General features: G+C 62.6%; 24 protein-coding genes and 1 pseudogene. 13 read left to right on the top strand and 12 right to left on the bottom strand.

The window, feature by feature from the left end:
* Window positions 1-288: 288 nt before the first annotated feature.
* Window positions 289-2,334 (bottom strand): NADPH-dependent 2,4-dienoyl-CoA reductase, encoded by a 2,046-nt coding sequence (locus tag CSZ94_RS10120; protein WP_102121384.1) that lies wholly within the window; start codon window positions 2,332-2,334, stop codon window positions 289-291.
* Between the two features lie 159 nt (window positions 2,335-2,493).
* On the opposite strand from CSZ94_RS10120, the gene CSZ94_RS10125 reads away from it, so the two are divergent.
* Window positions 2,494-3,084: an SRPBCC family protein gene (locus tag CSZ94_RS10125; RefSeq protein WP_258000897.1), complete on the top strand. Its 591-nt coding sequence runs from the start codon at window positions 2,494-2,496 to the stop codon at window positions 3,082-3,084.
* A 4-nt stretch (window positions 3,085-3,088) separates the two neighbouring features.
* Here CSZ94_RS10125 and CSZ94_RS10130 read toward each other — a convergent pair whose 3' ends face one another.
* The 4 genes from CSZ94_RS10130 to CSZ94_RS10145 all read right to left on the bottom strand — a co-directional run bounded on the left by CSZ94_RS10130 (window position 3,089) and on the right by CSZ94_RS10145 (window position 5,664).
* Entirely contained in the window at window positions 3,089-3,544 is a 456-nt protein-coding gene (locus CSZ94_RS10130) for a hypothetical protein (protein WP_102121385.1), read from the bottom strand.
* 42 nt (window positions 3,545-3,586) lie between these two features.
* A complete protein-coding gene (locus tag CSZ94_RS10135) occupies window positions 3,587-4,027 on the bottom strand; it encodes a DUF2721 domain-containing protein (protein ID WP_010393607.1) in 441 nt (146 codons plus the stop codon).
* A 112-nt stretch (window positions 4,028-4,139) separates the two neighbouring features.
* On the bottom strand, window positions 4,140-5,096 hold the full coding sequence (gene pip / locus CSZ94_RS10140; RefSeq protein ID WP_102121386.1) for a prolyl aminopeptidase: 957 nt from the start codon (window positions 5,094-5,096) through the stop codon (window positions 4,140-4,142).
* Window positions 5,097-5,181: 85 nt separating this feature from the next.
* Window positions 5,182-5,664, bottom strand: a complete 483-nt coding sequence (locus CSZ94_RS10145; RefSeq protein ID WP_010393611.1) for an Lrp/AsnC family transcriptional regulator — start codon at window positions 5,662-5,664, stop codon at window positions 5,182-5,184.
* Between the two features lie 153 nt (window positions 5,665-5,817).
* Here CSZ94_RS10145 and CSZ94_RS10150 point away from each other — a divergent pair, with 153 nt between their 5' ends.
* The gene (locus tag CSZ94_RS10150) at window positions 5,818-6,438 is read left to right on the top strand and encodes a LysE family translocator (RefSeq protein ID WP_258000898.1); all 621 of its coding nucleotides are present in this window, start codon (window positions 5,818-5,820) and stop codon (window positions 6,436-6,438) included.
* Here CSZ94_RS10150 and CSZ94_RS10155 read toward each other — a convergent pair.
* The 5 genes from CSZ94_RS10155 to CSZ94_RS10175 all read right to left on the bottom strand — a co-directional run bounded on the left by CSZ94_RS10155 (window position 6,375) and on the right by CSZ94_RS10175 (window position 11,720).
* Window positions 6,375-7,811 carry a hypothetical protein gene (locus CSZ94_RS10155; protein ID WP_102121387.1) on the bottom strand — a complete coding sequence of 479 codons (1,437 nt, stop codon included), beginning with the start codon at window positions 7,809-7,811 and terminating at the stop codon, window positions 6,375-6,377. The two genes, CSZ94_RS10150 and CSZ94_RS10155, sit on opposite strands and share 64 nt — an antisense overlap.
* 118 nt (window positions 7,812-7,929) lie before the next feature.
* Window positions 7,930-8,670, bottom strand: coding sequence for an acetoacetyl-CoA reductase (gene phbB / locus CSZ94_RS10160; RefSeq protein ID WP_096233088.1), 741 nt, complete (start codon window positions 8,668-8,670; stop codon window positions 7,930-7,932).
* 141 nt (window positions 8,671-8,811) lie between these two features.
* Entirely contained in the window at window positions 8,812-9,990 is a 1,179-nt protein-coding gene (locus CSZ94_RS10165) for an acetyl-CoA C-acetyltransferase (protein ID WP_102121388.1), read from the bottom strand.
* Window positions 9,991-10,196: 206 nt separating this feature from the next.
* Window positions 10,197-10,625, bottom strand: a complete 429-nt coding sequence (locus tag CSZ94_RS10170; protein ID WP_180977427.1) for a phasin family protein — start codon at window positions 10,623-10,625, stop codon at window positions 10,197-10,199.
* A 186-nt stretch (window positions 10,626-10,811) separates the two neighbouring features.
* A complete protein-coding gene (locus tag CSZ94_RS10175) occupies window positions 10,812-11,720 on the bottom strand; it encodes a LysR family transcriptional regulator (protein ID WP_102121390.1) in 909 nt (302 codons plus the stop codon).
* Between the two features lie 147 nt (window positions 11,721-11,867).
* Here CSZ94_RS10175 and CSZ94_RS10180 point away from each other — a divergent pair.
* Window positions 11,868-12,544, top strand: a pseudogene (locus tag CSZ94_RS10180) (5-methyltetrahydropteroyltriglutamate--homocysteine S-methyltransferase); the annotation flags it as partial.
* A 15-nt stretch (window positions 12,545-12,559) separates the two neighbouring features.
* Here the strand turns inward: CSZ94_RS10180 and CSZ94_RS27580 are convergent.
* Window positions 12,560-12,781, bottom strand: a complete 222-nt coding sequence (locus CSZ94_RS27580) for a hypothetical protein (RefSeq protein ID WP_146009782.1) — start codon at window positions 12,779-12,781, stop codon at window positions 12,560-12,562.
* On the opposite strand from CSZ94_RS27580, the gene minC reads away from it, so the two are divergent.
* From minC to minE, 3 genes are read left to right on the top strand one after another with little or no spacing between them, the layout of a single operon-like run.
* Complete coding sequence (gene minC, locus CSZ94_RS10185) at window positions 12,774-13,511, top strand: septum site-determining protein MinC (protein ID WP_102121455.1); 738 nt, start codon at window positions 12,774-12,776, stop codon at window positions 13,509-13,511. The genes CSZ94_RS27580 and minC overlap by 8 nt on opposite strands.
* A 37-nt stretch (window positions 13,512-13,548) precedes the next feature.
* Complete coding sequence (gene minD / locus CSZ94_RS10190) at window positions 13,549-14,364, top strand: septum site-determining protein MinD (protein ID WP_102121391.1); 816 nt, start codon at window positions 13,549-13,551, stop codon at window positions 14,362-14,364.
* Between the two features lies 1 nt (window position 14,365).
* Complete coding sequence (minE, locus tag CSZ94_RS10195; RefSeq protein ID WP_071079935.1) at window positions 14,366-14,617, top strand: cell division topological specificity factor MinE; 252 nt, start codon at window positions 14,366-14,368, stop codon at window positions 14,615-14,617.
* A 3-nt stretch (window positions 14,618-14,620) separates the two neighbouring features.
* Here minE and CSZ94_RS10200 read toward each other — a convergent pair whose 3' ends face one another.
* A complete protein-coding gene (locus tag CSZ94_RS10200; protein ID WP_102121392.1) occupies window positions 14,621-15,124 on the bottom strand; it encodes a hypothetical protein in 504 nt (167 codons plus the stop codon).
* 168 nt (window positions 15,125-15,292) lie between these two features.
* Between CSZ94_RS10200 and CSZ94_RS10205 the strand changes: the two genes are divergently transcribed.
* From CSZ94_RS10205 to CSZ94_RS10235, 7 genes are all read left to right on the top strand, one after another.
* Window positions 15,293-15,982 carry a response regulator transcription factor gene (locus CSZ94_RS10205; RefSeq protein WP_102121393.1) on the top strand — a complete coding sequence of 230 codons (690 nt, stop codon included), beginning with the start codon at window positions 15,293-15,295 and terminating at the stop codon, window positions 15,980-15,982.
* Window positions 15,983-16,074: 92 nt separating this feature from the next.
* The gene (gene hemA, locus CSZ94_RS10210) at window positions 16,075-17,349 is read left to right on the top strand and encodes a glutamyl-tRNA reductase (RefSeq protein WP_102121394.1); all 1,275 of its coding nucleotides are present in this window, start codon (window positions 16,075-16,077) and stop codon (window positions 17,347-17,349) included.
* Window positions 17,350-17,444: 95 nt separating this feature from the next.
* A complete protein-coding gene (gene prfA / locus CSZ94_RS10215; protein WP_071079939.1) occupies window positions 17,445-18,521 on the top strand; it encodes a peptide chain release factor 1 in 1,077 nt (358 codons plus the stop codon).
* A 154-nt stretch (window positions 18,522-18,675) separates the two neighbouring features.
* Window positions 18,676-19,146 (top strand): disulfide bond formation protein B, encoded by a 471-nt coding sequence (locus CSZ94_RS10220; protein ID WP_102121395.1) that lies wholly within the window; start codon window positions 18,676-18,678, stop codon window positions 19,144-19,146.
* An 11-nt stretch (window positions 19,147-19,157) separates the two neighbouring features.
* Entirely contained in the window at window positions 19,158-19,988 is an 831-nt protein-coding gene (gene prmC / locus CSZ94_RS10225) for a peptide chain release factor N(5)-glutamine methyltransferase (RefSeq protein WP_102121396.1), read from the top strand.
* Window positions 19,989-20,193: 205 nt separating this feature from the next.
* Complete coding sequence (gene gshA / locus CSZ94_RS10230; RefSeq protein ID WP_102121397.1) at window positions 20,194-21,795, top strand: glutamate--cysteine ligase; 1,602 nt, start codon at window positions 20,194-20,196, stop codon at window positions 21,793-21,795.
* A 19-nt stretch (window positions 21,796-21,814) separates the two neighbouring features.
* Window positions 21,815-22,858, top strand: a complete 1,044-nt coding sequence (locus CSZ94_RS10235) for a histone deacetylase family protein (RefSeq protein ID WP_102121398.1) — start codon at window positions 21,815-21,817, stop codon at window positions 22,856-22,858.
* The last annotated feature ends 1 nt before the right edge of the window (window position 22,859 follow it).

The raw sequence follows: 22,859 nt of genomic DNA on the forward strand, positions 1-22,859 counted from the left end.
ACAAACCACGTTCACTTTCGCCGCTTACAACCTGACGCGCATGGCGACGATCTTTGGCTGGCGTTTATCGGCGGTGGTTGGATAACTCCGTCCATAGAGTACGGAAAGCGCTAAAAAATGTCAAAAAACGGCCTGAAAAGTGGCTGAAAACTGCTTTTTAGGCAAAATGCGGCTTCCAGCCCGAAAAATTCGCATGTCTGGCGACAAAATCCGAAGGACTGGGGTCTTTTTTCAACACCCTGCTAAGGTTCTTTGATGCCGAACCTCTGACGCCAGTATTTTTCAGGCTTATAAACTCGCTGCCAGCTCCGCGCCTTCGCGTATGGCCCGCTTGGCATCGAGTTCCGCCGCCAGCGCAGCGCCGCCGATTTTATGGAAACGCGGGCCGCCCGCCTGCAAGGGCTTGCCATCCTTGCCGACTGGCGGCATGAGTTCCGTCAAACTGTCCTGGCCCGCGCAGATGACCACGTTGTCCACCGCCAGCAGGCGCTGCTCGCCGCCCACGGTGATGTGCAAGCCCTGCCCGTCGATCTTGTCGTAGCTCACGCCGGCCAGCATGGCCACGCCATTGCGCGCCAGGGCCGCGCGGTGCACCCAGCCCGACGTCTTGCCCAGGCCCGCGCCCACTTTCGACGTCTTGCGTTGCAGCAGGAAAATCTGCCGCACGGGTACAGGCGCCACGGGCGGCACCAGGCCGCCGCCGGTCGCCGCGTCCAGGTCCACGCCCCACTCGCCCGCCCACGTCGCCACAGGCTGGGGCAGCGGGTGCGCCGGGTCGTGCAACAAATATTCGCCCACGTCGAAGCCGATGCCGCCCGCGCCGATGATGGCCACGCGCGCGCCGACAGGCTTCTTGGCTTGCAGCACGTCCAGATACGACAGCACTTTCGGATGCTCGATGCCGGGAATGGCCGGCAGGCGTACCTTGATGCCCGTGGCGATGATGACGTCATCATAGCCGCCGGCCAGCAATTGCTCGCGTGTGACGCGCTGGCCCAGGCGCAGCTTGATATTCGACAAGGCGATGCTGCGGGCAAAATAACGGATGGTTTCCGTAAATTCTTCCTTGCCCGGTATCTGCATGGCCACCTTGAACTGGCCGCCCACGCTGTCGCTGCTGTCGAACAGGGTCACCTCATGCCCGCATTCGGCGGCTACGGTGGCGGCCGACAGGCCGGCCGGGCCGGCGCCGACGACGGCCACCTTGCGCGCCACGGCCTTTTTCGCGTACACGAGCTCCGTTTCATGGCAGGCGCGCGGGTTGACCAGGCAGCTGGCGCGCTTGTTGGCAAAGGTGTGGTCCAGGCACGCCTGGTTGCAGCCGATGCAGGTGTTGATTTCGTCGGCGCGGCCCGAGGCCGCCTTGGCGACAAAAAACGGGTCGGCCAGGAAGGGCCGCGCCATCGACACCAGGTCGCAGTCGCCCCGCTCCAGGATGGCGTTCGCTTCGTGCGGCATGTTGATGCGGTTCGAGGCCACCACGGGTATCGTCACTTCGCGGCGCAAACGGCCCGCCACGGAGGCAAACGCGGCGCGCGGCACCGAGGTGACGATGGTGGGGACGCGCGCCTCATGCCAGCCGAAGCCCGTATTGAGTATCGTCACGCCCGCCTGTTCCAGCGCCCTGGCCACCGTCACCACGTCGTCCCAGGTATTGCCGCCCTCGACCAGGTCGAGCAGCGAGTGGCGGTACATGATGATGAAGTTGGGACCGACGGCGGCGCGGATGCGGCGCACGATCTCCACGGGCAGGCGCATGCGGTTCTCGATCGTGCCGCCCCAGCGGTCCTGGCGCAGATTCGTGCGCGCGCACAGGAACTGGTTCAGCAAGTATCCTTCGCTCCCCATCACTTCGATGCCATCGTAGCCGGCCTTTTGCGCCAGGCGTGCGCAGCGCACGTAGTCGCAAATCGTGCGGGCTATGCCCCGTTCGCTCAAGGGACGGGGGCGGAACGGCGAAATCGGCGATTTTTTTGCCGACGCCGAGACGACGAAGGGCTGGTAGCCGTAGCGGCCCGCATGCAGGATCTGCATGACGATCTTGCCGCCCTCCTCGTGCACGGCGCGCGTCACCTTGCGGTGGTTCGGCACGTCGCCGAGGAAATTCAAGGTACCGCCGAAGGGCAGCAGCCAGCCCTGGCGGTTCGGCGAGATGCCGCCCGTGACGATCAGCCCCACGCCACCGCGCGCCCGTTCGCGGTAAAACGCGGCCAGCTTGCCGTAATGATAAAACCGGTCTTCCAGGCCCGTGTGCATGGACCCCATGATGACGCGGTTGCGCAAGGTGGTGAAGCCCAGGTCGAGCGGGGCCAGCAAATGGGGATAGGCAGTCATGGTCGGTCCGATAGATGGTGGTATGCAGGCCGTACGGTAACAAGCATTGCAGGCCGCCGCAGCGTATTTCTCTAGACCGGGGGTTCTAAATCGCCCGGCGCACGCGGCGGCGATGGGTACAGCTTGTGCCGGGCGCAAGTTTCCCGTAGGCTAGGTAGCATGACGCGACTCTTCCTCTGCCTGCTGATGCTATGCACCGTTGCCACCCCGGCGGCGGCGCAAGCGCAGATGCAGGCGGTACGCCTGGACAGGCTGAAAGTCGACGTCAAGCGCATCGAGGTCGACGGGCAGCGCATGTATGAAGTCGATGCCAGCGGCAGCGTGCAGGCGCCGCCGGCGTCCGTCTGGAAGACCCTGACCACCTACGAGCGCATGCATGAATTCGTGCCCGACCTCAGTTCCTGCCGCGTACTCTCGCGCAACGGCAATGAAGTCATCATCGAGCAACAGGGCATGGCGCGCTTCCTGTTCATGAACCACGCCATCCACCTGGTGGTGCGGGCCACGGAAACGCCGTTCACGGCCATCGACATCGCCCTCATTTCGGGCGACATGCGGCATTACGAATCGCGCTGGAACTTGTATCCCATCTCCGAGACGGGCGGCACGCGCATCGTCTTTTCCAGCCGGCTGATGCCGGGCTTCTATGTGCCCGGCATGCTGGGCACGACCATGATACGCGGCGATATCGAGCGCATGATGGCGGCCGTGCTGGCCCGCATCGACAGCCAGCATGCCGATAACTCCTGATAAATCAGGCTAAATACGTATCGCGGTCGCGGATTTCCGCAAAGTGTTCCAGGCTGCCCAGTTTCACGGTGACGGGATTCAGGCTGGCCTGCGGCTGCATCGAACGCCAGGCGAACAGCCATTCCTGCTCGGGGGCTTCGGCGCGCGTCTTGGTGAAGATAGCGCCCAGGGCCGCGCGCTGGCCATATTCGACGACGCCGTCGATGCCGGCCCAGCTGGGCAAGGTGCGTTGCACGGCGCGGTGCAGGCGTTCGCCGAATTCTTCCGTATTGTGGATGATCAAACAGGCGTCGGCCGGGGCAAACAGGTCGAACAGTTGCTTGTCCCACACGTGCGAAAAGCTGAGGGTCAAACAATTGCCCGCTGGCACCAGACGGAACTGGCCCAGGCTCAGCGCCAGCTCGAGTTCGCTGCGCTGGCCGTAGCGGTGCAGGGTGGGGGGGCGTTTGTAATCGTGCATGCTGGACTCGTTCTTCAATAGTAGGGTAAACCGGCGCGCCGCTCAACGTGGCGGGCGGATATGGCGCCGGATGCGCTGGGCCGTCGCGGCCAGGTAAATCTCGCGCAATAAATAAATAAAACAGCCGATCAGGCAAATCACGGCCAGCACAAAGAAGACCGCGATGTATTTGTCCAGGGTCAGGTTCAGGATGTCGCCCAAAAACAGCATGGCGATGATGACGCAGACGAAAAACCCGCACGCCGTGCTGAGCGAAATCGAGTAATTGATCAAATGGGTACGCCGATACAAGGTATCGAGCTCATCCATATAGAAATCGTTGTAGCCGATGTCGAGCCGGTCTTCCAGCACGCGCGTGCGGTCGATGATGCGGCCCAGGCGGTTGGTCAGCACCACCAACATGGTACCGATACCGGTCAACAGGAAGACCGGCGCAATCGCCAGCTGGATGATATGGCCGATGTCGCCGATCTGTATGTTCATGGGTAAAAAAAGGTAAGGACGCACTGCCGCCCGCGGAAGGCGGCGGCACAGGCGCTAGTGTAGCAGGTGGCGCACGCCGGCTGGCCGCTTTGCCAACCGGCATGTTTTAACGTCATGCGAAGCCGCGCCCCGGGACGAAGCGCTCGGTAGCGCGCACCAGCGCCGAAGCGATGCCGTGCTCGAGCGCGCCATGGCCCGCGTCCGGGATCATCTCCAGCTGCGCGCCGGGCCAGGCTTGCTGCAAGCGGTAAGCCGACAGGGGCGGGCAGATGGCGTCGTAACGTCCCTGCACGATGACGGCCGGCAAATGCGCGATGCGCCCCATGTTGCGGATCAGCTGGTCTTCCTCGAAGAAACCGAGATTGGCCATGTAATGCGATTCGAGCCGGCCCACGCCCAGGTCCAGCGCATCGTTCGGCGCATCTTCGGGTTGCGGCATCAGGTAGACGCGGCGGCCCTCGAAGCGGCTCCAGGCGCGCGCGGCCGGCCAGTACACGGCGGGGTCGCTGCTGAGGATGCGTTTCACGTAGGCGGCCAGCAAGTCACCCCGTTCCTCTGGCGGAATGGGGGCGGCAAATTCTGCGTACAGTTCCGGATAAAACCAGCGCACGCCGTCGATGAACCAGTCGATTTCCGCCTGCGTGCACAAAAAGATGCCGCGCAGCACGAAACCGAGACAAGCTTCAGGATGTGCCTGACCATACGCCAGCGCTAGGGTCGAGCCCCAGGAACCGCCAAACACCAACCATTGGGCGATGCCGAACTGGGCGCGCAGCACTTCGATATCGTCGATCAGCAGCTGCGTCGTGTTGTTGCGCCATTCGCCCAGCGGCGTGGACTTGCCCGCGCCGCGCTGGTCGAACAGGATCACGCGGTAGCGCTGCGGATCGAAGAAGCGGCGGTGCTGCGGCGACAGGCCAGCGCCGGGGCCGCCATGCAGGAACAGCACGGGAATGCCATCGGGATTGCCGCACTCTTCCCAATAAATGGTGTGGATATCATCGACCGCCAGCATGCCGTGCCGGTTCGGCGACAGGACGGGGAACAGGGACGACAGGGAATCGGGCATGGCAATCCTCGTAAACGGTCTGGAAGCCAGGCAGCGCATGCCTGGCAAAGACCCAATTATAGTGCGATAGTGCGCCCCAGGCGCCTCAGGCCAGCGGCAAGGGCAGGCGGTTCGACGACTTGATTTCGCGCATCGAGAGGCTGGACTGGATTTCCGCCACGCCAGGCAGGCGGCGCAGCACGGTCGACACGAATTCGCCATACGCTTCCAGGTCGCGCGCCACTACCTGCAGGAAATAATCGGCTTCGCCCGCCACATTGTGGCACGACAATATCTCGGGTATCGTGGCGATGGCTTGCTCGAACTGCGAGGGTTGCTCGCCGCCATGGTTGGCAAACACCACCCGCACAAACGCCACCAGGCCGATGCCCAGCTTCTTGCGGTTAAGCAAAGCCTGGTAGCCGGTAATGAACCCTTCTTCTTCCAGGCGGCGCAAGCGGCGCCAGACGGGGGTTTCGCTGAGCTTCAAGCGCTCGGCCAGGCGCGCATTCGACAGCCGTCCTTCGTCCTGCAACAGCCTGAGTATCTGCAAATCGGTGGCATCGAGGCTAACTTCTGAAATTTTCATCTATTTTTTGTTTTTATAGGAGTGGAATCTACCCGAATACTAGGGCCTGCAGGGCAGGAAAAGCAAGCACATTTCATCTCAGCAAGAACATAATGGGGCCCGGCGAGCAGGCTGCACCGTGCGCATGCTCGCGCTTTTCTTTTCGACTGGCCCATGTCCGATTCTACCTTCCTGATGTACCTGCTGGCACTGGCTGGCGCCTTTTTATTACCGGGCCCCGACATGGCGCTGGTGCTGGCGACAGGTGCCGCGCGCGGCGTGGCCACGGCGCTGGTGACGGCGCTGGGCATCGCCGGTGCACGCGCCGTGCATGTGGCGCTGTCGGGCGCGGGCATGGCGGCGCTGATGGTGACGCATCCGCAAGCCCTGCAATGGGTCAAATGGGCGGGTGCCGCGTATCTGTTGTACCTGGCGCTGCGCCTGCTGCAGTCGGCCCTGTCGGGCAAAACGGCACAGGAAGAAGCCGCCCCCGCCACGGCGCACAGCGCACGCGCCAGCCTGGCGCGCGGCTTCCTGACCAATCTGCTCAATCCGAAGGCACTGCTGTTTTGCAGCATGTTCTTGCCGCAATTCGTCACCGGCAGCGACAGCGTCGGCATGCAATACCTGCGTCTGGGCGCCGTCCTGGTGCTGGTAGGCCTGCTGTTCGACGCCGTGTACGCCGTACTGGCCGCACGCCTGGCGCGCCGCCTGCGCGGCAAGCCTTCACCTTACGGCAAGTTCGTGCTGCCTTCCGTCTTCGTGCTGCTGGCTGGACGGCTGGTGCTGGGCTGAACTTTCGGCTGAACCGGCGCGCCATCGGCAAAGAAGGCGGGGTAGTCACTTAGCAAGTCGCGCTCAAGAGTGTTGACCTTGCGAAATTGCCGCAGCGACGGCGCCATGGCCCGCCCCGCATCCCAACTGCGCCAGGCATTGGCCGCATCGAATTGCGCCAGCAAGGCGTCGCCCAGATCCTGATATACGGCCGCCATCTGCGGTTTTGCCTGCAGCACTTGCAGATACAGCGCGGTCGCTTCGGGCCATTGCCCCAGCTTGGCGCGCAGATTCCCTTCGAACAAGGTCAGTACCGGCTGCTCCAGGCCGTGCTGCTGGCGCAAGCCCTGCACGGTGGCCAGCGCGGCCTGAATGCCTTCCTTGTCCTTGGCCAGCAGGCCCCGCGTCAAGTCGTGGATGGGCTCGCACTCCTGCATGGCCAGCTGCTGCTGGGGCGTGAGTTTGTCGACCAGCGCCCCCGTGGAAAAGTGGTCTTCCAGCATGCCCAGGAAGGCGTCAAACGGTTGTTCTGCCGCAAACAGACGCTCCGCTTCGGCCCGCAGCGCCGGATGCGCCTGCTGTCCCAGCGGCGGCAGCAGCGCCGCCTGCGCCAGCACTCTTTCGAGCGTCCGCGCATCGGCCGTCAGCGGGCGTGGCCGGTACGCGGCCAGCGTGTACGTGGCGGGCGCATCCACCGTCATGGCGCTGATGCGGAAATGGCGCATGACCTTGCCGCCCACCTCCTGGTAATGCAAGGTGAATTCGGCGGGAATGCGCTTGCCATCGGCCAGCATCTTCAGCACCAGCGGGTGACCGCCCCAGGTGTAGCGCAAGTACTGGGCAAACGCTGCGGCATCGGCGCCGCTGGCGGGGCTGCCGGCGATCCCCAGGCGCAACAGCGGCTGCTCGTCGAGCGACCACAGCACGGCACCGTCGAGCACCTGGGGCTGCAGTGCATTGCGCCGCCTTGCCGCCGGCACGGACAGCGATTGTTCATCGTACACGCGCGGCGTAAGGTGGGCCTGCAGGCCGCCAGCCTGGAGCGCGCCAGCCATACCCTTGCGGTTCCCGATCTCGATACGCCGCAAGCCCGCCACATCGAACAGCGAATACGTGTCATAGGTGGACGCCGCCATATCGATGACGTGGCGGCGGCGCGTGGCAAAATCGAGCACGGACAAGCTCTTGCCATCACGCACGCTCAGGTAATGCGGGCCCAGCACGACATCGCTGTCCTGCGCATCGCGCGCGGGCAAGCTGGTTTTCACGCCGGGCTTGTTGACGCGCTCGGTAGTTACCGTGACGTGGAACGCGACGCTGGCCTGGGCCGCGCTGGCGCCCAGGAAAAGGATGGCGGCCACACTGGCGCGGCGCAAGGCAGGAACAAGGGTCATGGAGAATGATGCGGTGAAGAAATGCTGATTCTAAGGCAAATCCCGCACTCCCCTTGTTTTGTTTGCAAGCATAAAAAAAGACAGCCGAAGCTGTCTCTCTGTTGTACCTCAAACCCGCTTACGACATGTGCTGGCCGCCGTTGATCGAGATATTCGCGCCCGTGACGAACGCTGCCTCATCGGAGGCCAGGTAGGCCACCAGGCCCGCCACTTCTTCCGGCTTGCCCAGGCGCGCCATGGGAATTTGCGGGATGATTTTGCTGTCGAGCACTTCCTGCGGAATCGCCATGACCATCTTGGTGCCGATGTAGCCTGGCGAAATGGTGTTGACGGTGACGTTCTTGCGCGCCACTTCCAGCGCCAGCGACTTGGTGAAACCGTGCATGCCGGCTTTCGCGGCCGAATAGTTGGTCTGGCCGAAAGCGCCCTTCTGGCCATTCACGGACGAGATATTGATGATGCGGCCCCAACCGCGTTCCACCATGCCGTCACAGACGGGCTTGGTCATGTTGAAGACGGAATCGAGGTTGGTGCCCATCACAGCATCCCAGTTCGGCTTGTCCATCTTCTTGAACGTCATGTCGCGCGTGATGCCGGCGTTATTCACCAGCACGTCGACAGGGCCGATGTCCTTTTCCACGGCAGCCACGCAGGCAGCTGCCGAATCGTAGTCGGCCACATCGCACGGATACGCCTTGAAATCGTAACCCATGTCCTTGGTCGTCGCCAGCCAGTCCGCGACCTTCTGATTACCTGGAGAATAGGTCGTGACCACGCGATAGCCGAGCGCCGCCAGCTTGAAACAGACTGCTTCGCCCAGACCACCCATGCCACCAGTTACCAATGCAACTCTTGCCATTTTCATCCCCTCAGTGTCGTTCTGCTACTAAAAAGTTAATTATTTGGTGAAAGCTATCCACGTCCGCCGCGTAACGGCGGCCAACCGCATCGAACCAGGCCGCTGCGCGGTACGCGCAACAGCCTGCGTTCGTGCTAGCGCTTAATCCCGTTCGATCGCCAGAGCGACGCCCATGCCGCCGCCGATGCACAGCGCTGCCAAGCCTTTCTTGGCGTCGCGGCGTATCATTTCGTGGATCAGAGTGACCAGGATGCGCGCGCCGGAGGCGCCGATCGGGTGGCCGATGGCAATCGCGCCACCGTTCACGTTGATCTTGCTGGTATCCCAGCCCATTTCCTTGTTGACGGCAATCGCTTGCGCGGCAAACGCTTCGTTGATTTCCATCAAGTCCAGCTCTTCATGCGTCCAGCCGGCTTTTTTCAGGCACAAACGCGATGCGGAGACAGGACCCATGCCCATGACGGCCGGGTCAAGGCCCGACGAGGCGTAGGCCTTGATGCGTGCCAGCGGCTTCAAGCCCAGTTCCTTCGCTTGCGCAGCGGACATCATGATGACGGCGGCGGCGCCATCGTTCAGGCCCGAGGCGTTGCCGGCCGTGACGGTGCCATCCTTGGCGAACGCGGGGCGCAGGCCGGTCAGCGATTCCAGGGTCGAGCCGGGCTTGATGTATTCGTCGCTGTCGAAAACAACGGTGCCTTTTTTGTTGGCGATTTCCAGCGGCAGGATTTCATCTTTGAACTTGCCCGCTTTTTGCGCCGCTTCCGCCTTCAATTGCGATTGCAGCGCGAATTCATCCTGCTCGGCGCGCGTCACTTCATATTTCTTGGCGACGTTTTCCGCCGTGATGCCCATGTGGTACTGGTTGTACACGTCCCACAGGCCGTCGACGATCATGGTATCGATCATCTTGAAGTCGCCCATGCGGTAACCGTCGCGCGAGCCGTTCATGGCGTGCGGCGAAGCGCTCATGTTTTCCTGGCCGCCGGCGATGATGATATTGGCGTCGCCGCACTTGATCGCTTGCGCCGCCAGGTGCGTGGCCTTAAGGCCGCTGCCGCATACCTTGTTGATGGTGAATGCCGGGATGGAGCTGGGCAAGCCTGCCTTGATGACAGCCTGGCGCGCGGCGTTCTGGCCGACGGCGGCCGTCAGCACCTGGCCCAGGATCGCTTCGCCGATCAGGTTCGGGTCGATGCCGGTTTGTGCCAGCAAGCCCTTGATTACATGCGCGCCCAGTTCGGACGCAGCAATCTTGGCCAGACTGCCACCGAATTTACCGACTGCGGTACGGCCGGCGGCCACGATTACGACATCATCCATTTATTTCTCCGATATGCAGGCCACGAGGGCCAAGGTCAAGGTGTTAATAGAATCGAGTGAATCCGGGAAGACACAGCAAGCTGTGTTTCATTCTAGCGCGGCATGCGCCGCAGTTCCAGCACCGCAGGCGGCGGCGATGACAGCCTGCTTGCGGTGGTAGCGGGCGGCCTGGCGCGGCGGATAGCCGCTGCCGGGCCGCAACACGCTTACGCCTGGCGAGCAGGACACGTGTTCTTATTTTTATCATACCCTTCATCGGCGCCGCCGAAAGTGGTTTTTAGAAAATTATTGAAGGGAATAATCAGGGGCACCGGCGTTTGCTTTACCACCTGCAACAGCTCGCCAAATTTTTGACGCGATGCAGCAAACTCACCCTTTGTCACAGTGTCGAATTTCTCATGGGTTTCCTGAACAACATCCTTTGCCTGGCGGCCATATGCACCGATGCGTTCGATGGCCAGCTGCGACTGCGTGCGCGACAGTTGCAGCAACGCTTGCGGGTCCTTCACGGACAACAGCTGATTGCCCGCCACCGTAGCGGCGGCCAGTGCCGCGCGGGCCGCATCGATCTGCCAATCGAGCACGCTGGCACCGCTGTCGACCGCAGCCTGGACATACGCTTGCGCACTGCTCAACTGTGCATCCACCACGGCCTTGCAGGCGCGTGCCCATTGTTCGGAAAATGAAAACATATCGTTCCTCCCCAAAGAGTAGGCGGCGCCATGTTGCGCCGCACAGTGCTCAACTGTAAGCGGTCGTTCATTGCTAAACCTTGATATTTATCAAGCTTTCCTGTTGGTTTGTTTCCAACTCAACGTTGATCAGGACAACAACTTGATACCGTCGAGCGAGGCCGCGCACTGTTCGCGTATCACGCTGACGAAATCGCGCACATACGCCTTGTCCTGCAACTGCTCCGACACGGAGACATACAGGTCGCTCCACAAGCCGTGCTCACCCACCGGGCGCGCCACCACATAAGCGTAATCGACGTAGTTCTTGATGGCCCAGTTCGGCAAGGCGGCGATGCCGCGCCGGCTCGCCACCAGTTGCAGCACGGCCACGGTCAGCTCGGCCGTACGACGTTCAAACTGGATGCCGGCGGGCCGCAGCACTTCGCGGATCAGGTCGATGCGCTCTTCCGGCACGGGATAGGTGATCAGGGTCTCACCCGTAAAGTCGGCCGCCACCAGCCGGCGCTGCGCCTGCAGCCGGTGCTTCTGCGCCATCACCACCAGCATTTCAAAGCGGAACAGGGGAAACACGGTGAAATCGGGGCCATACGGCGAGCCGATCACCAGATCGGCCTCGCCCGAGCGCAGCAGCTCCGCCGGTTCGCTGTGAAAGCCCGACACCAGGTCGATTTCCACCTCAGGCCAGCGCTGACGGAACGCATCCATCACCGGCATCAGCCAGTCGAAGCAGGTATGGCATTCGAGCGCCACGCGCAGCTGGCCCTTGTCGCCCTGCGACAGGCGCGCCACGTCGCGCTCGGCCAGCTCGATCTCGGGCAGCAGCTTGTCGGCCAGCTCCAGCAGCCGGCTGCCCGTGGCCGTAAAGGCGATCGGCATCGACTTGCGTTCGAACAAGGGCGCCTTGTAGCGCTCTTCCAGCAAACGGATCTGGTGCGACAGGGCCGACTGGGTCAAATTGAGCAGCTGCGCAGCGCGCACCAGGCTGCCGGAGGAACGCAAGGCACTCAGGGTGCGCAGGTGACGGATTTCTAGCATCGGGAAAATGGTTGAAGTACGTGAATTATTTTCATGTTATTCGTCAAAATGTTTCGTTTTGATTATAGACCAAGTTGCCGCACACTCTAGCGCATTCACATTAAATCTCGATGACATCATGACCATTCGCAGCCAATCCTTGGCTTTCCCCGTATCGGCGCCGCGCGTGAACTGAAATGGGACGAACTGGCAAGCGCCGAGTACGAAAACCAGATGCGCGCCGAAATCGCCCACGCCGCGGGACGCCAGGAAGCGCTGGGCCTGGACGTGCTGGTGCATGGCGAGGCGGAACGCCACGACATGATCGAATACTTCGGCGAACAATTGGACGGGTTCATCTTCACGCGCCTGGGCTGGGGGCAATCGTACGGCTCGCGCAGCGCCCGGCCGCCATGACAGTGGCCTCGACGGTGCACGCGCAAAGCCTGACGCAAAAACCCATGAAGGGCATGCTGACGGGCCCCGTCACGATATTGCCATGGTCGTTCGTGCGCGAAGGCGTGCCGCTGCGCCGCGGCCGGTGGCATGTCTATCTGGACTGGGCCACGCGCGCCTTCCGCATCGCCGCTTCCGTGCTCGGCGACACGACACAGATCCCCACGCACAGATGCTATGCGCAGTTCAACGACATCCTGCCGCAGATCGCCGCCAGGGACGCCGACGTGATCACGATAGAAACGAGCCGCTCGGACAGGGTGAAATTGCTGCAAAAAGCCAGCACCGTGATTCCGCCGGCTAACTTATGGCTGAACCCGGACTGCGGCTTGAAGACGCGGGGCTGGGCGGAAACGGAAGCGGCGTTGCGCAATATGCTCGCGGCTTGATCCGGTGCAGCCCCGTCAGGGCGCATGTCCGGCTGCTTGCAGGGCGGCGTAGCGGTTTTCCGGGGCGCCGCCCTTGTTTTTTGACATGAAGTAGGTGTTGCCCTGCGGAATAGCGCGCGCCAGGCCCCTGATGCTGATTTTTTTGCAGTAGAATGCAAGAAATTTACTGCTCCCCATTGTTGCCGCACGGAACAGTTGGCCTGCCGCAGTTTCACCTTGATAAATGTTTATGTCCAAAAGCCCGTCGCAGAAGCCTATCGAAATCAAGATTTCCACCGTCGTTGCTGTCTCCGCCATTGTGCATAGCGCCGATACGCAGGCACTCGATGGCGCCTTGCGCGACATGACGGGGGGCGTGGCGGATTTTTTCGAGGATGACCTGGCCGTGCTGGACATGGCTGCCTTGCCGCCCGGCAGCATGCCAGTCGATTGGGCCGCCCTCGTGGCCCTGTTGAAAAAATACCGCTTGAATGTCGTGGCCGTGCGCAATGCGCCGGCCGAGATGCATGACGCCATCCTGGCGCAAGGCTTGAGCCTGGACAGCGGCAAGACGCGCGACGATGCGCCGCCCAAGGACGCCCCCACGGCGGCTGCCCAGACGGGTGCCGAAGCGCAGGTAATGGTGATCGACACACCCGTGCGGGCCGGCCAGCGCATTTACGCGCGCGGCTGCGACCTGATCATCACGGCTGTCGTCAACAATGGCGCCGAAATCATCGCCGACGGCAGCATCCACGTGTATTCCTCGCTGTATGGCCGCGCGCTGGCCGGCGCCTCGGGCAATGCCCAGGCGCGCATCTTCGCGCTGGCCATGGAACCGGAACTGGTCTCGATCGCCGGCGTGTACCGCACGTTCGAGGATGGTTTCCCCCCAGAAATGGCGCGCGGACCCGCGCAAATTCGTTTGGCCGGAGACAGAATCGATATACACTCTGTCAATCCGGTCACTCCCGTGAACCGCTCTTAAGCTGCACAATTCAAGAGATATCTGAAAAGGATTATTTGTGGCAAGAATTATTGTTGTGACGTCCGGCAAGGGCGGTGTCGGCAAGACGACCTCTAGCGCCAGTTTTTCCACTGGTCTGGCCATGCGCGGCCACAAGACAGCCGTGCTCGACTTCGATGTGGGCCTGCGCAACCTCGACCTGATCATGGGTTGCGAGCGCCGCGTCGTGTATGACTTGATCAATGTGATCAATAAAGAAGCCAGCCTGAACCAGGCCTTGATCAAGGACAAGCACTGCGACAACCTGTTCATCCTGCCTGCCTCGCAAACGCGCGACAAGGATGCCTTGTCGGAAGAAGGCGTGGAACGCGTGTTGAACGACCTGATCAACATGGGCTTCGAATTCATCATCTGCGATTCGCCGGCCGGCATCGAGCATGGCGCGCTGATGGCGCTGACGTTTGCCGACGAAGCCATCATCGTCACCAACCCGGAAGTGTCATCGGTGCGCGATTCGGACCGCATCCTGGGCATCCTGCAAGCCAAGTCGCGCCGCGCGCAGACGGGCGGCGAGCCGGTCAAGGAACATTTGCTGATTACCCGCTACTCGCCAAAACGCGTGGAATCGGATGAAATGCTGTCCTACCAGGATGTGCAGGAAATCCTGCGCATTCCGCTGGTGGGCATCATTCCGGAATCGGAACAAGTGCTGGCCGCCTCGAACCAGGGCAATCCCGCCATCCATTTCAAGGGGACGGACGTGGCGCAAGCCTATGAAGACGTGGTCTCGCGTTTCCTCGGAGAAGATGTCGAGTTGCGCTTTACCAACTATGAAAAGCCTGGATTACTCCAGCGCATTTTTGGGGCGAAGTGATATGGCCTTGCTTTCTTTCCTGTTCCCCCCCAAGCCGAAGACGGCCACCGCAGCCAAGGAACGCCTGCAGATCATCATCGCCCGCGAACGCAGCGGACGCGGTGGCCCGGACTTCCTGCCCGCCCTGCACAAGGAATTGATCGCCGTCATTTCCAAGTACACCAAGGTGAATGCCGACGACATCAAGATTTCGCTGGACCGCCAGGGCAACCTGGAGGTGCTCGACGTCAACGTCGTGCTGCCGGACGCATAAGCTTTAATCCGGCCTGACCGTGAGCAATTCCTGCGCCACCGCGGCGCAGGCATTCACGTGCTGGTTGCCGATCTGGCGGAACACGGCGTAGCCGATGGCTGCCGCCACCGCCTGTCCGGCAAACGGCACGAAGCGCGCCACCTGCTTGGTGGCAATCTTGACGCCACTGCGCTTGAGCAGCTGGAGGATCAGTTCGCGCGACACCAATTTCCCCACCAGCATGCCGCCCATGCCCACTGCCGCGCGGTAGGCCATCAGCTTGAACTGCGGGTTGAGGCGCTCGATCTGCTCGGACGTGAGGCCGAATTCGTGGTTGATATCGTTGATCAGCATGGAAAACAGGCCGACATCGGACATCAGGTCGATGCCGGGAATGGGAATGGCCGAGGCGCCCGCCGACATCACGGCACGCCGCTGTACCAGGCGCCGGCAACGCTCGCGCACTTGCTCGATTTCGGCATGACTGGCCGGTATCAGGGTCCAATCGGTGTTGCTCTTGTCTGGCATGCGCGTTCTCCGCTAGTAGGGGGTAGATGAACAAGTGTAACGTAAAGAATGTCGCCGCTGATTTCACTGGACACAGTTGCAATCTCTGTTATATTTCACTTGAGCATTCCTTAACATTACGATAAGCAGAGCGGACCGTCTGTTTGTTGCTACACATTCCAGCCCAATATGCGAATTGCCGTACTCGATAGCGATCATAGTCAGGCAGAACTGATCTGCCAGGTGCTCACCGCCGCCGGCCACGCTTGCCACGAGTTTCAGAGTGGCAAGGAAATGCTGGGGCAATTGCGCAAGGACAGTTGCGACATGCTCATCCTCGACTGGCATGTGAGCGACCTGGATGGCGCGGAAGTATTGCGCCGTGCCCGGGAAAAACTGGCGCCGAAAGCGCCCGTGTTGTTTATGACCAACAGCTCGGGCGAAGACGATGTGGTGGCCGGCATGACGGCGGGCGCCGACGACTACATGATCAAGCCCTTGCGGCGCAGTGAACTGACCTTGCGCACCCAGGCGCTGCTGCGCGTGGCCTACCCGGCGCAGAGCGGCGCCGAGTACTTGCAATTCGGTCATTACACGTTTGAAACCCGCCCCGGCCGCCTGCTGAAAGATGGCGAGGTGCTGGACGTAACGCACAAGGAATTCGCCCTGGCGCTGCTATTTTTCCGCAACCTGGGCCGTCCCCTGTCGCGCGCCTACATCCATGAAGCCGTGTGGCAACGCGACACGGCCCTGCCCTCGCGCACCATGGATACCCACGTCTCGCGCGTGCGCAACAAGCTGCAGCTGAAACCCGAACACGGCTACCGCCTCGTGCCCGTCTACAGTTATGGTTATCGCCTGGAAAAACTGGGCGGGTGACGCCCACGCATCCGGGTGAAAACAGGCGAACTGCTCAAAGAGCGGGCACAAGGCGCTATAATGTCGGCATAAGAATTCCAAACAGCCCTGAAATGCAACTGCTCGCCGTCGGCCTCAACCATACCACCGCTCCAGTGTCGCTCCGCGAACAGCTGGCGTTTGCGCCTGAGCATCTGGGTTCTGCGGTGATGGCGGCGCGTACCTGGTTCCAGCGCATCGACTTGCGCGACAATGACGAAGCGGCCATCCTCTCGACGTGCAACCGCACCGAGCTGTATGCGGCCAGTCATGTACCGAATCCGCTCGATGCGGGCGCGCATTTCCTGGCCGATTATCACAAGCTCAACTACAGCGAGCTGCGCCCCCACTTATATATGCTGCCGCAGCACGATGCCGTGCGCCACACCTTCCGCGTCGCCTCCGGGCTGGACTCGATGGTGCTGGGCGAAACGCAGATCCTGGGGCAGATCAAGGATGCCATCCGCACGGCCGACGAGGCGGGCGGCCTGGGCACGTATCTGCACCAATTGTTCCAGCGCAGCTTTTCCGTCGCCAAGGAAGTGCGCAGCAGCACGGAAATCGGCGCCCACAGCGTTTCCATGGCGGCCGCCGCCGTGCGCCTGTCGCAGCGCATCTTCGACAAGATTGCCGAACAAAACGTGCTGTTCATCGGCGCCGGCGAGATGATCGAATTGTGTGCCACGCACTTTGCCGCGCAAAATCCGAAAAGCATCACCATTGCCAACCGCACCATGGAACGGGGCGAGGAATTGGCGCACCGCTTCAATGGCAAGGCCATCCGCCTGGCCGACCTGCCGGAAATGCTGCAGCAGTTCGACATCGTCATCTCATGCACGGCGTCGTCCTTGCCGCTGCTGGGCCTGGGCCTGGTCGAGCGCGCCATCAAGGCGCGCCGCCACAAGCCCATGTTCATGGTCGACCTGGCCGTGCCGCGCGACATCGAAGCGGAAGTGGGCCGCCTGAACGACGTCTTCCTGTACACGGTCGACGACCTGGGCAAGGTCGTGCAGACGGGCATGGAAAGCCGGCAAGCGGCCGTGGCGCAAGCCGAGGCCATCATCGAGACGCGCGTGCAATCGTTCATGAGCTGGGTCGACGACCGCGCCATGGTCCCCGTCATCCAGCATTTGCATGAAAACAGCGAAGCGCTGCGCCTGATGGAAGTGGAACGGGCGCGCAAGATGCTGGCCAAGGGCGCCGACATCGATGCCGTGCTGGAAGCGCTGTCGAAAGGCTTGACGGCCAAGTTCCTGCACGGTCCGCAACAGGCGCTGCACCATGCGCAAGGCGACGAGCGCAAGCAGCTGGTCATCCTGCTGCCGAAACTGTTCCGCCCCCGCCGTTAGCGCAGCTCCGCTGGCCGCCCGCGCGGCCGCCCCCTGCCCGCCTGCCGGGCTTGCCAGACCCGCACCATCCCTACACTCTTTTACCGCGAATCGCTATGAAACCATCCATGCTGGGCAAACTCGATCAACTGGCGAACCGCCTGGTCGAACTCGACGAACTGTTGATGCACCCGGACGCCACCTCGAACATGGACAGCTACCGCAAGATGACGCGCGAGCATGCCGAACTGGGCCCGCTGGTGGCGCTGTACCATTCCTACCAGGAAGCGGGCAACGATATTGCCACAGCGCAAGAGATGCTGGGCGATCCGGACATGAAGGAATTCGCGCAGGAAGAGATCGAGGCGGCGAAAGCCACCATGGCGCGCCTGGAACGCGAATTGCAAACCATGCTGCTGCCGAAGGATGTCAATGACGAGCGCAATATCTTCCTGGAAATTCGCGCCGGCACGGGCGGCGATGAATCGGCCCTGTTCGCCGGCGACCTGCTGCGCATGTACTCGCGCTTTGCCGAACGCAACCGCTGGCAAGTGGAGCTGGTGTCGTCGTCCGACTCCGACCTGGGCGGCTACCGCGAAGTGATCGTGCGCGTGGTCGGCAATGGCGCGTATTCGAAGCTGAAATTCGAATCGGGCGGCCACCGCGTGCAGCGTGTGCCGGCCACGGAAACCCAGGGCCGCATCCACACGTCCGCCTGCACGGTGGCCGTGATGCCGGAAGCGGATGAAGTCGAAGACGTCAACATCAACCCGGCCGACCTGCGCATCGACACTTACCGCGCCTCGGGCGCGGGCGGGCAGCACATCAACAAGACGGATTCGGCCGTGCGCATTACCCACTTGCCCACCGGCATCGTCGTCGAATGCCAGGATGACCGCAGCCAGCACAAGAACAAGGCGCAAGCGATGAAAGTACTGGCCGCCCGCATCAAGGACGTGCAGCTGCGCGAACAGCAATCGAAAGAAGCGGCCACGCGCAAGAGCCTGATCGGCTCGGGCGACCGCAGCGAGCGCATCCGCACTTATAATTTCCCGCAAGGCCGCCTGACGGACCACCGCATCAACCTGACCTTGTATAAGCTGGACTTCATCATGGACGGGGATTTGACGGACTTGACGAATGCGCTGGCGGCTGAGCACCAAGCTGAATTGTTGGCTGCGCTAGGTGACTAAAAGCTGGGGTCAAACCCTCTCCACCGCTGACGGCGGATCAGGCGTCGGCGCAAGCGGGGGTCTGACCCCGGGGTTTAAGTAGCGGCTAAGCAATAAAAATCCGGCCTTGTGCGAGAATGCCTAGCTCGATTCCATCCACCTCACCGTGTCGCCCATGAAAAATTCACGCACCGTCCTCCTGTTGATCGCCGCCCTGTGTTTCCTGATGCTGGGCGTGGCCATGTATTTGCAGCATGCCATGAACATGGCGCCGTGCCCGCTGTGCGTGATCCAGCGCTATCTGTTCCTCGCCATCGGCATCGCCTGCCTGGCTGGCGCGGCGGCCAAGCGGCCGAAAATCGGCGCCGGCATCGGTGTCTTGGCGGCCCTGGGCGGCCTGGGCGTGGGCGCCAAGCATTTGTACGTGCTGGCGCACCCCGGCTTCTCGTGCGGCATCGACCCCGTGGAAACGGCGCTGAACAAGGTCTTCACGGCCGAACTCATGCCCTTCATGTTTGAATCGTATGGCGCCTGCGAAAACGCCGGCGAGCCGTTTTTCGGCCTGTCGATCCCGCAATGGGCGTTCATCTGGTTTGCCATTTTTAGCGTAGGCCTGCTGTGGACCTTGCTGCGCCGTCAGAAATAATTGAAAGCACTATGCCAGAAACACTGATCCCCGCCGGCAGCACTGTCGGCGCCCTGCAAATCCGTCCGCTGCTCGACCCGCTCGACAACCGCATCCTGCTGGGCCACGCGCTGGGACTGTCGCGCGTCTCGCTGATCACGCAATCGGAGCGTGTGCTCACTAACGACGAAGCCGGGCGTTTGTCCGCCTTGCTGGCGCGCCGCCTGCAAGGCGAGCCGATCGCCTATATCGTCGGCCAACGCGAATTCTTCGGCCTGCCGTTCGAAGTCAACGACGCCGTGCTGATTCCCCGCCCCGACACGGAAGTACTGGTGGAACTGGCGCTCGAGCGCCTGCCGCCCGGCGGACGGGTGCTCGACATGGGCACGGGCAGCGGCGCCATCGCCGTTGCGCTGGCGTACACGCGGCCCGACGCCGTCGTCACGGCCCTCGATGTGAGCAGCGCGGCCCTGGCCGTGGCGCGCCGCAACGCCAGCGCCAACGGCGTCAACATCACCTTCATGGCCAGCGACTGGTTCGAAGCGCTGGGTACTGAAAAGTTTGACCTGATCGTCTCGAATCCCCCCTACATCGCCAGCGGCGACCGCCACCTGGCCGAAGGCGATTTGCGCTTCGAGCCGGCCGGTGCGCTGACCGACCATGCGGACGGCCTGTCGGCCCTGCGCACCATCGTCTCCGGCGCCGCGCGCCACCTGGCGTCAGGCGCCTGGCTGCTGATGGAACACGGCTATGACCAGGCGGCACAGGTACGCGAGCTGCTGGCCGCTGCCGGCTACAACAAAGTGCAAAGCTGGCGCGACCTGGCCGGCATCGAAAGAGTCAGCGGCGCCCGCCTCGGCTGACTGCGCAAAGCTTGACCCGGCGCGCGCCAGATCCCCCCGCAGTTTGTTAAAATATCAAGCGAATTCCTGACCGAAGCGCCGTCCCCATACCCGGGGGCGGACGCTGGCGACGCGGCGTTTTTTGGGCCGGCGCCGACGCATTTGCCAAAATTCGGTTAATCTCAGCACAAATTATTTATATGCTGCACAAGAAAGGAAGCTCAAATTGCCCAACCTGTTGACTCGCCGCCTGGCATTGCTGACCGAAGATGCCAACCGCGCGCTGCTGGGCGGCTTGCGCGGCATCGAGCGTGAAACCCTGCGCGTCGACCATGCCGGCCATCTGGCTTCCACGCCCCACCCCGCCGCCCTGGGCTCGGCGCTGACGCACCCTGAAATCACCACCGACTACGCCGAAGCGCTGCTCGAATTCATCACCCCGGCTGAAAGCGACATCGCCGTTACGCTGAACAAGCTGGACACCGTGCACCGCCATGCCTACAGCCGCCTGGGTGACGAGTTGCTGTGGAGCCAGTCGATGCCCTGCCAGCTGCCGCCCGAAGCGGAGATAGCGATCGCCAACTACGGCAGTTCGAACATGGGCATGCTCAAGCACGTCTACCGGCGCGGCCTTGCCTTGCGCTACGGCAAGGCCATGCAATGCATCGCCGGCATCCATTACAACTATTCGCTCGACGAACAGCTGTGGCAGGTATTGCACAGCAATACCGCTACCAGCGCCAGCCCGCACCACGCGGCGGCCACGCCGAAAGACGTGCAGTCGGAAAGCTATCTGGCGACGATCCGCAATTTCCGCCGCTACAGCTGGCTGTTGATGTACCTGTTCGGCGCCTCGCCGGCCCTGTCCGCCGGTTTCCTGCGCGGCCGCGCGCACAAGCTCGACACCTTGTCCGACGACACCCTGTTCCTGCCCTACGCCACCAGCCTGCGCATGAGCGACCTCGGTTACCAGAACGATGCCCAGTCCGGCCTGCGCCCGCATGAAAACAGCCTCGATGATTACGTCAATGCGCTCACGCACGCCGTCAACGACCCGTATCCGCCGTATGCGGCGCTGGGCACCAAGAAGGATGGCGAATGGATCCAGCTGTCCACCAACGTGCTGCAGATCGAAAATGAATACTATTCGACCATCCGCCCGAAGCGCGTGATCCGCACGGGCGAACGCCCCATCCAGGCCCTGTGCCTGCGCGGCGTGCAATACATCGAAGTGCGCTGCATGGATGTCGACCCGTTCGAGCCAGTGGGCATCAGCCTGGAAACGGGCCGCTTCCTCGACGCCTTTTTGCTCTTCTGCGCGCTCGACGACAGCGCGCCCATCTCGGCCGAGCAAAGCGCCTGCTACACGCACAATTTCGCCCGCACCGTCAAGGAAGGCCGCACGCCGGGCCTGACCCTGCGACGCGACGGCGCAGACATCACCCTGCAGGCGTGGGGCGAAGAACTGCTGGCGCGCATCGCCCCCGTGGCGGCACTGCTCGACGCACGGCAGGGCGGCACGGCGCATGCGGACAGCCTGGCGACGCAGGCGGCCAAGCTGGCCGACCCGGACGCGACACCATCGGCAAAGGTATTGGCCGAGCTACGGGCCAATGGCGGCTCGTTTGCCGCCTTCGGCCTGCGCCAGAGCGAGCGCCACGCCGCCTACTTCCGCGCGCAGCCGCCGACACCGGAACAAAGCGCGTATTTCGACGAGATGGCCGCCAGCTCGCTGGCCGAGCAGCGCGCCATGGAAGCGGCGCCCGCCGGCAGCTTCGACGATTTCGTCGCCGCCTACCGCGCCAGCACCCTGTGTTCGCACACCTGACCTTGCGCAAAACGCCCCGATGCTGACCTTCTACAATGAATTGCACAGCCAGCACCGGGGCCGCTTCGAGCTGTTTCGCGGCACCATGGTGCCCTGTTTCGAGACGCCGGAACGGGCCGACATGGTGGTGGCCGAGCTGGGACGGCGCAACCTGGGCCGCATCGTCACGCCGCACGGTGTGCCCCTGACGTCGCTAGAACGCATCCACACGCCGCGCTATCTGCATTTCCTGCGCCACGCCTGGCACGACTGGCTGGCGCTAGCCCCTGGCAACGCGGACAAGGACGCGCTGCCGTCCGTGTGGCCCGTGCGCACCTTGCGCAGCGACATCGAACCGGACGACTTCACGGCCAAGCTGGGCCTGTACTCGATGGACAACGGCACGCCGCTGACGGCCGGCACCTGGACGGCGGCCAAGACGGGCGCCGACTGCGCCGTCAACGCGGCCCATGCGCTGCGCCTGGGCGAACGGGCCACGTTTGCCCTGACGCGCCCACCGGGCCACCATGCGGGCAGCGATTTCTTTGGCGGCTACTGCTTCCTCAACAACGCGGCTCTGGCCGCGCAGCATTTGCTCGACGACGGCGCGCGCCGGGTCGCCATCCTCGATATCGATTACCACCACGGCAACGGCACGCAAAGCATTTTCTATGCGCGCGACGACGTGCTATTCGCCTCCCTCCACGCCGACCCGCGCAGCGAGTATCCGTTCTATCTGGGCCACGCCGACGAGACAGGCAGCGGCGCCGGCACGGGCTACAACGTCAACCTGCCGCTGCCGGCCGGCACGTCCACGGCCAGCTGGTTCGCCGCGCTGGAAACGGCCTGCCTGCGCATCAATATGTACGCGCCCGACGCGCTGGTGGTGTCGCTCGGTGTGGATACTTTCGTCGGCGACCCGCTGTCGCACTTTGCCCTGCAAAGCGGCGACTACCTGCGCGTGGGCGAACGCCTGGCGCATCTGAACCTGCCTACCGCCTTCATCCTCGAAGGCGGCTATGCGGTGAAGGAGCTGGGCATCAATGTGGTGAACGTGCTCGAAGGTTTCGAGACGGCCGACTAAG

The sequence above is a fragment of the Janthinobacterium sp. ROICE36 genome (assembly GCF_002869965.1).
GTDB lineage: Bacteria > Pseudomonadota > Gammaproteobacteria > Burkholderiales > Burkholderiaceae_D > Janthinobacterium.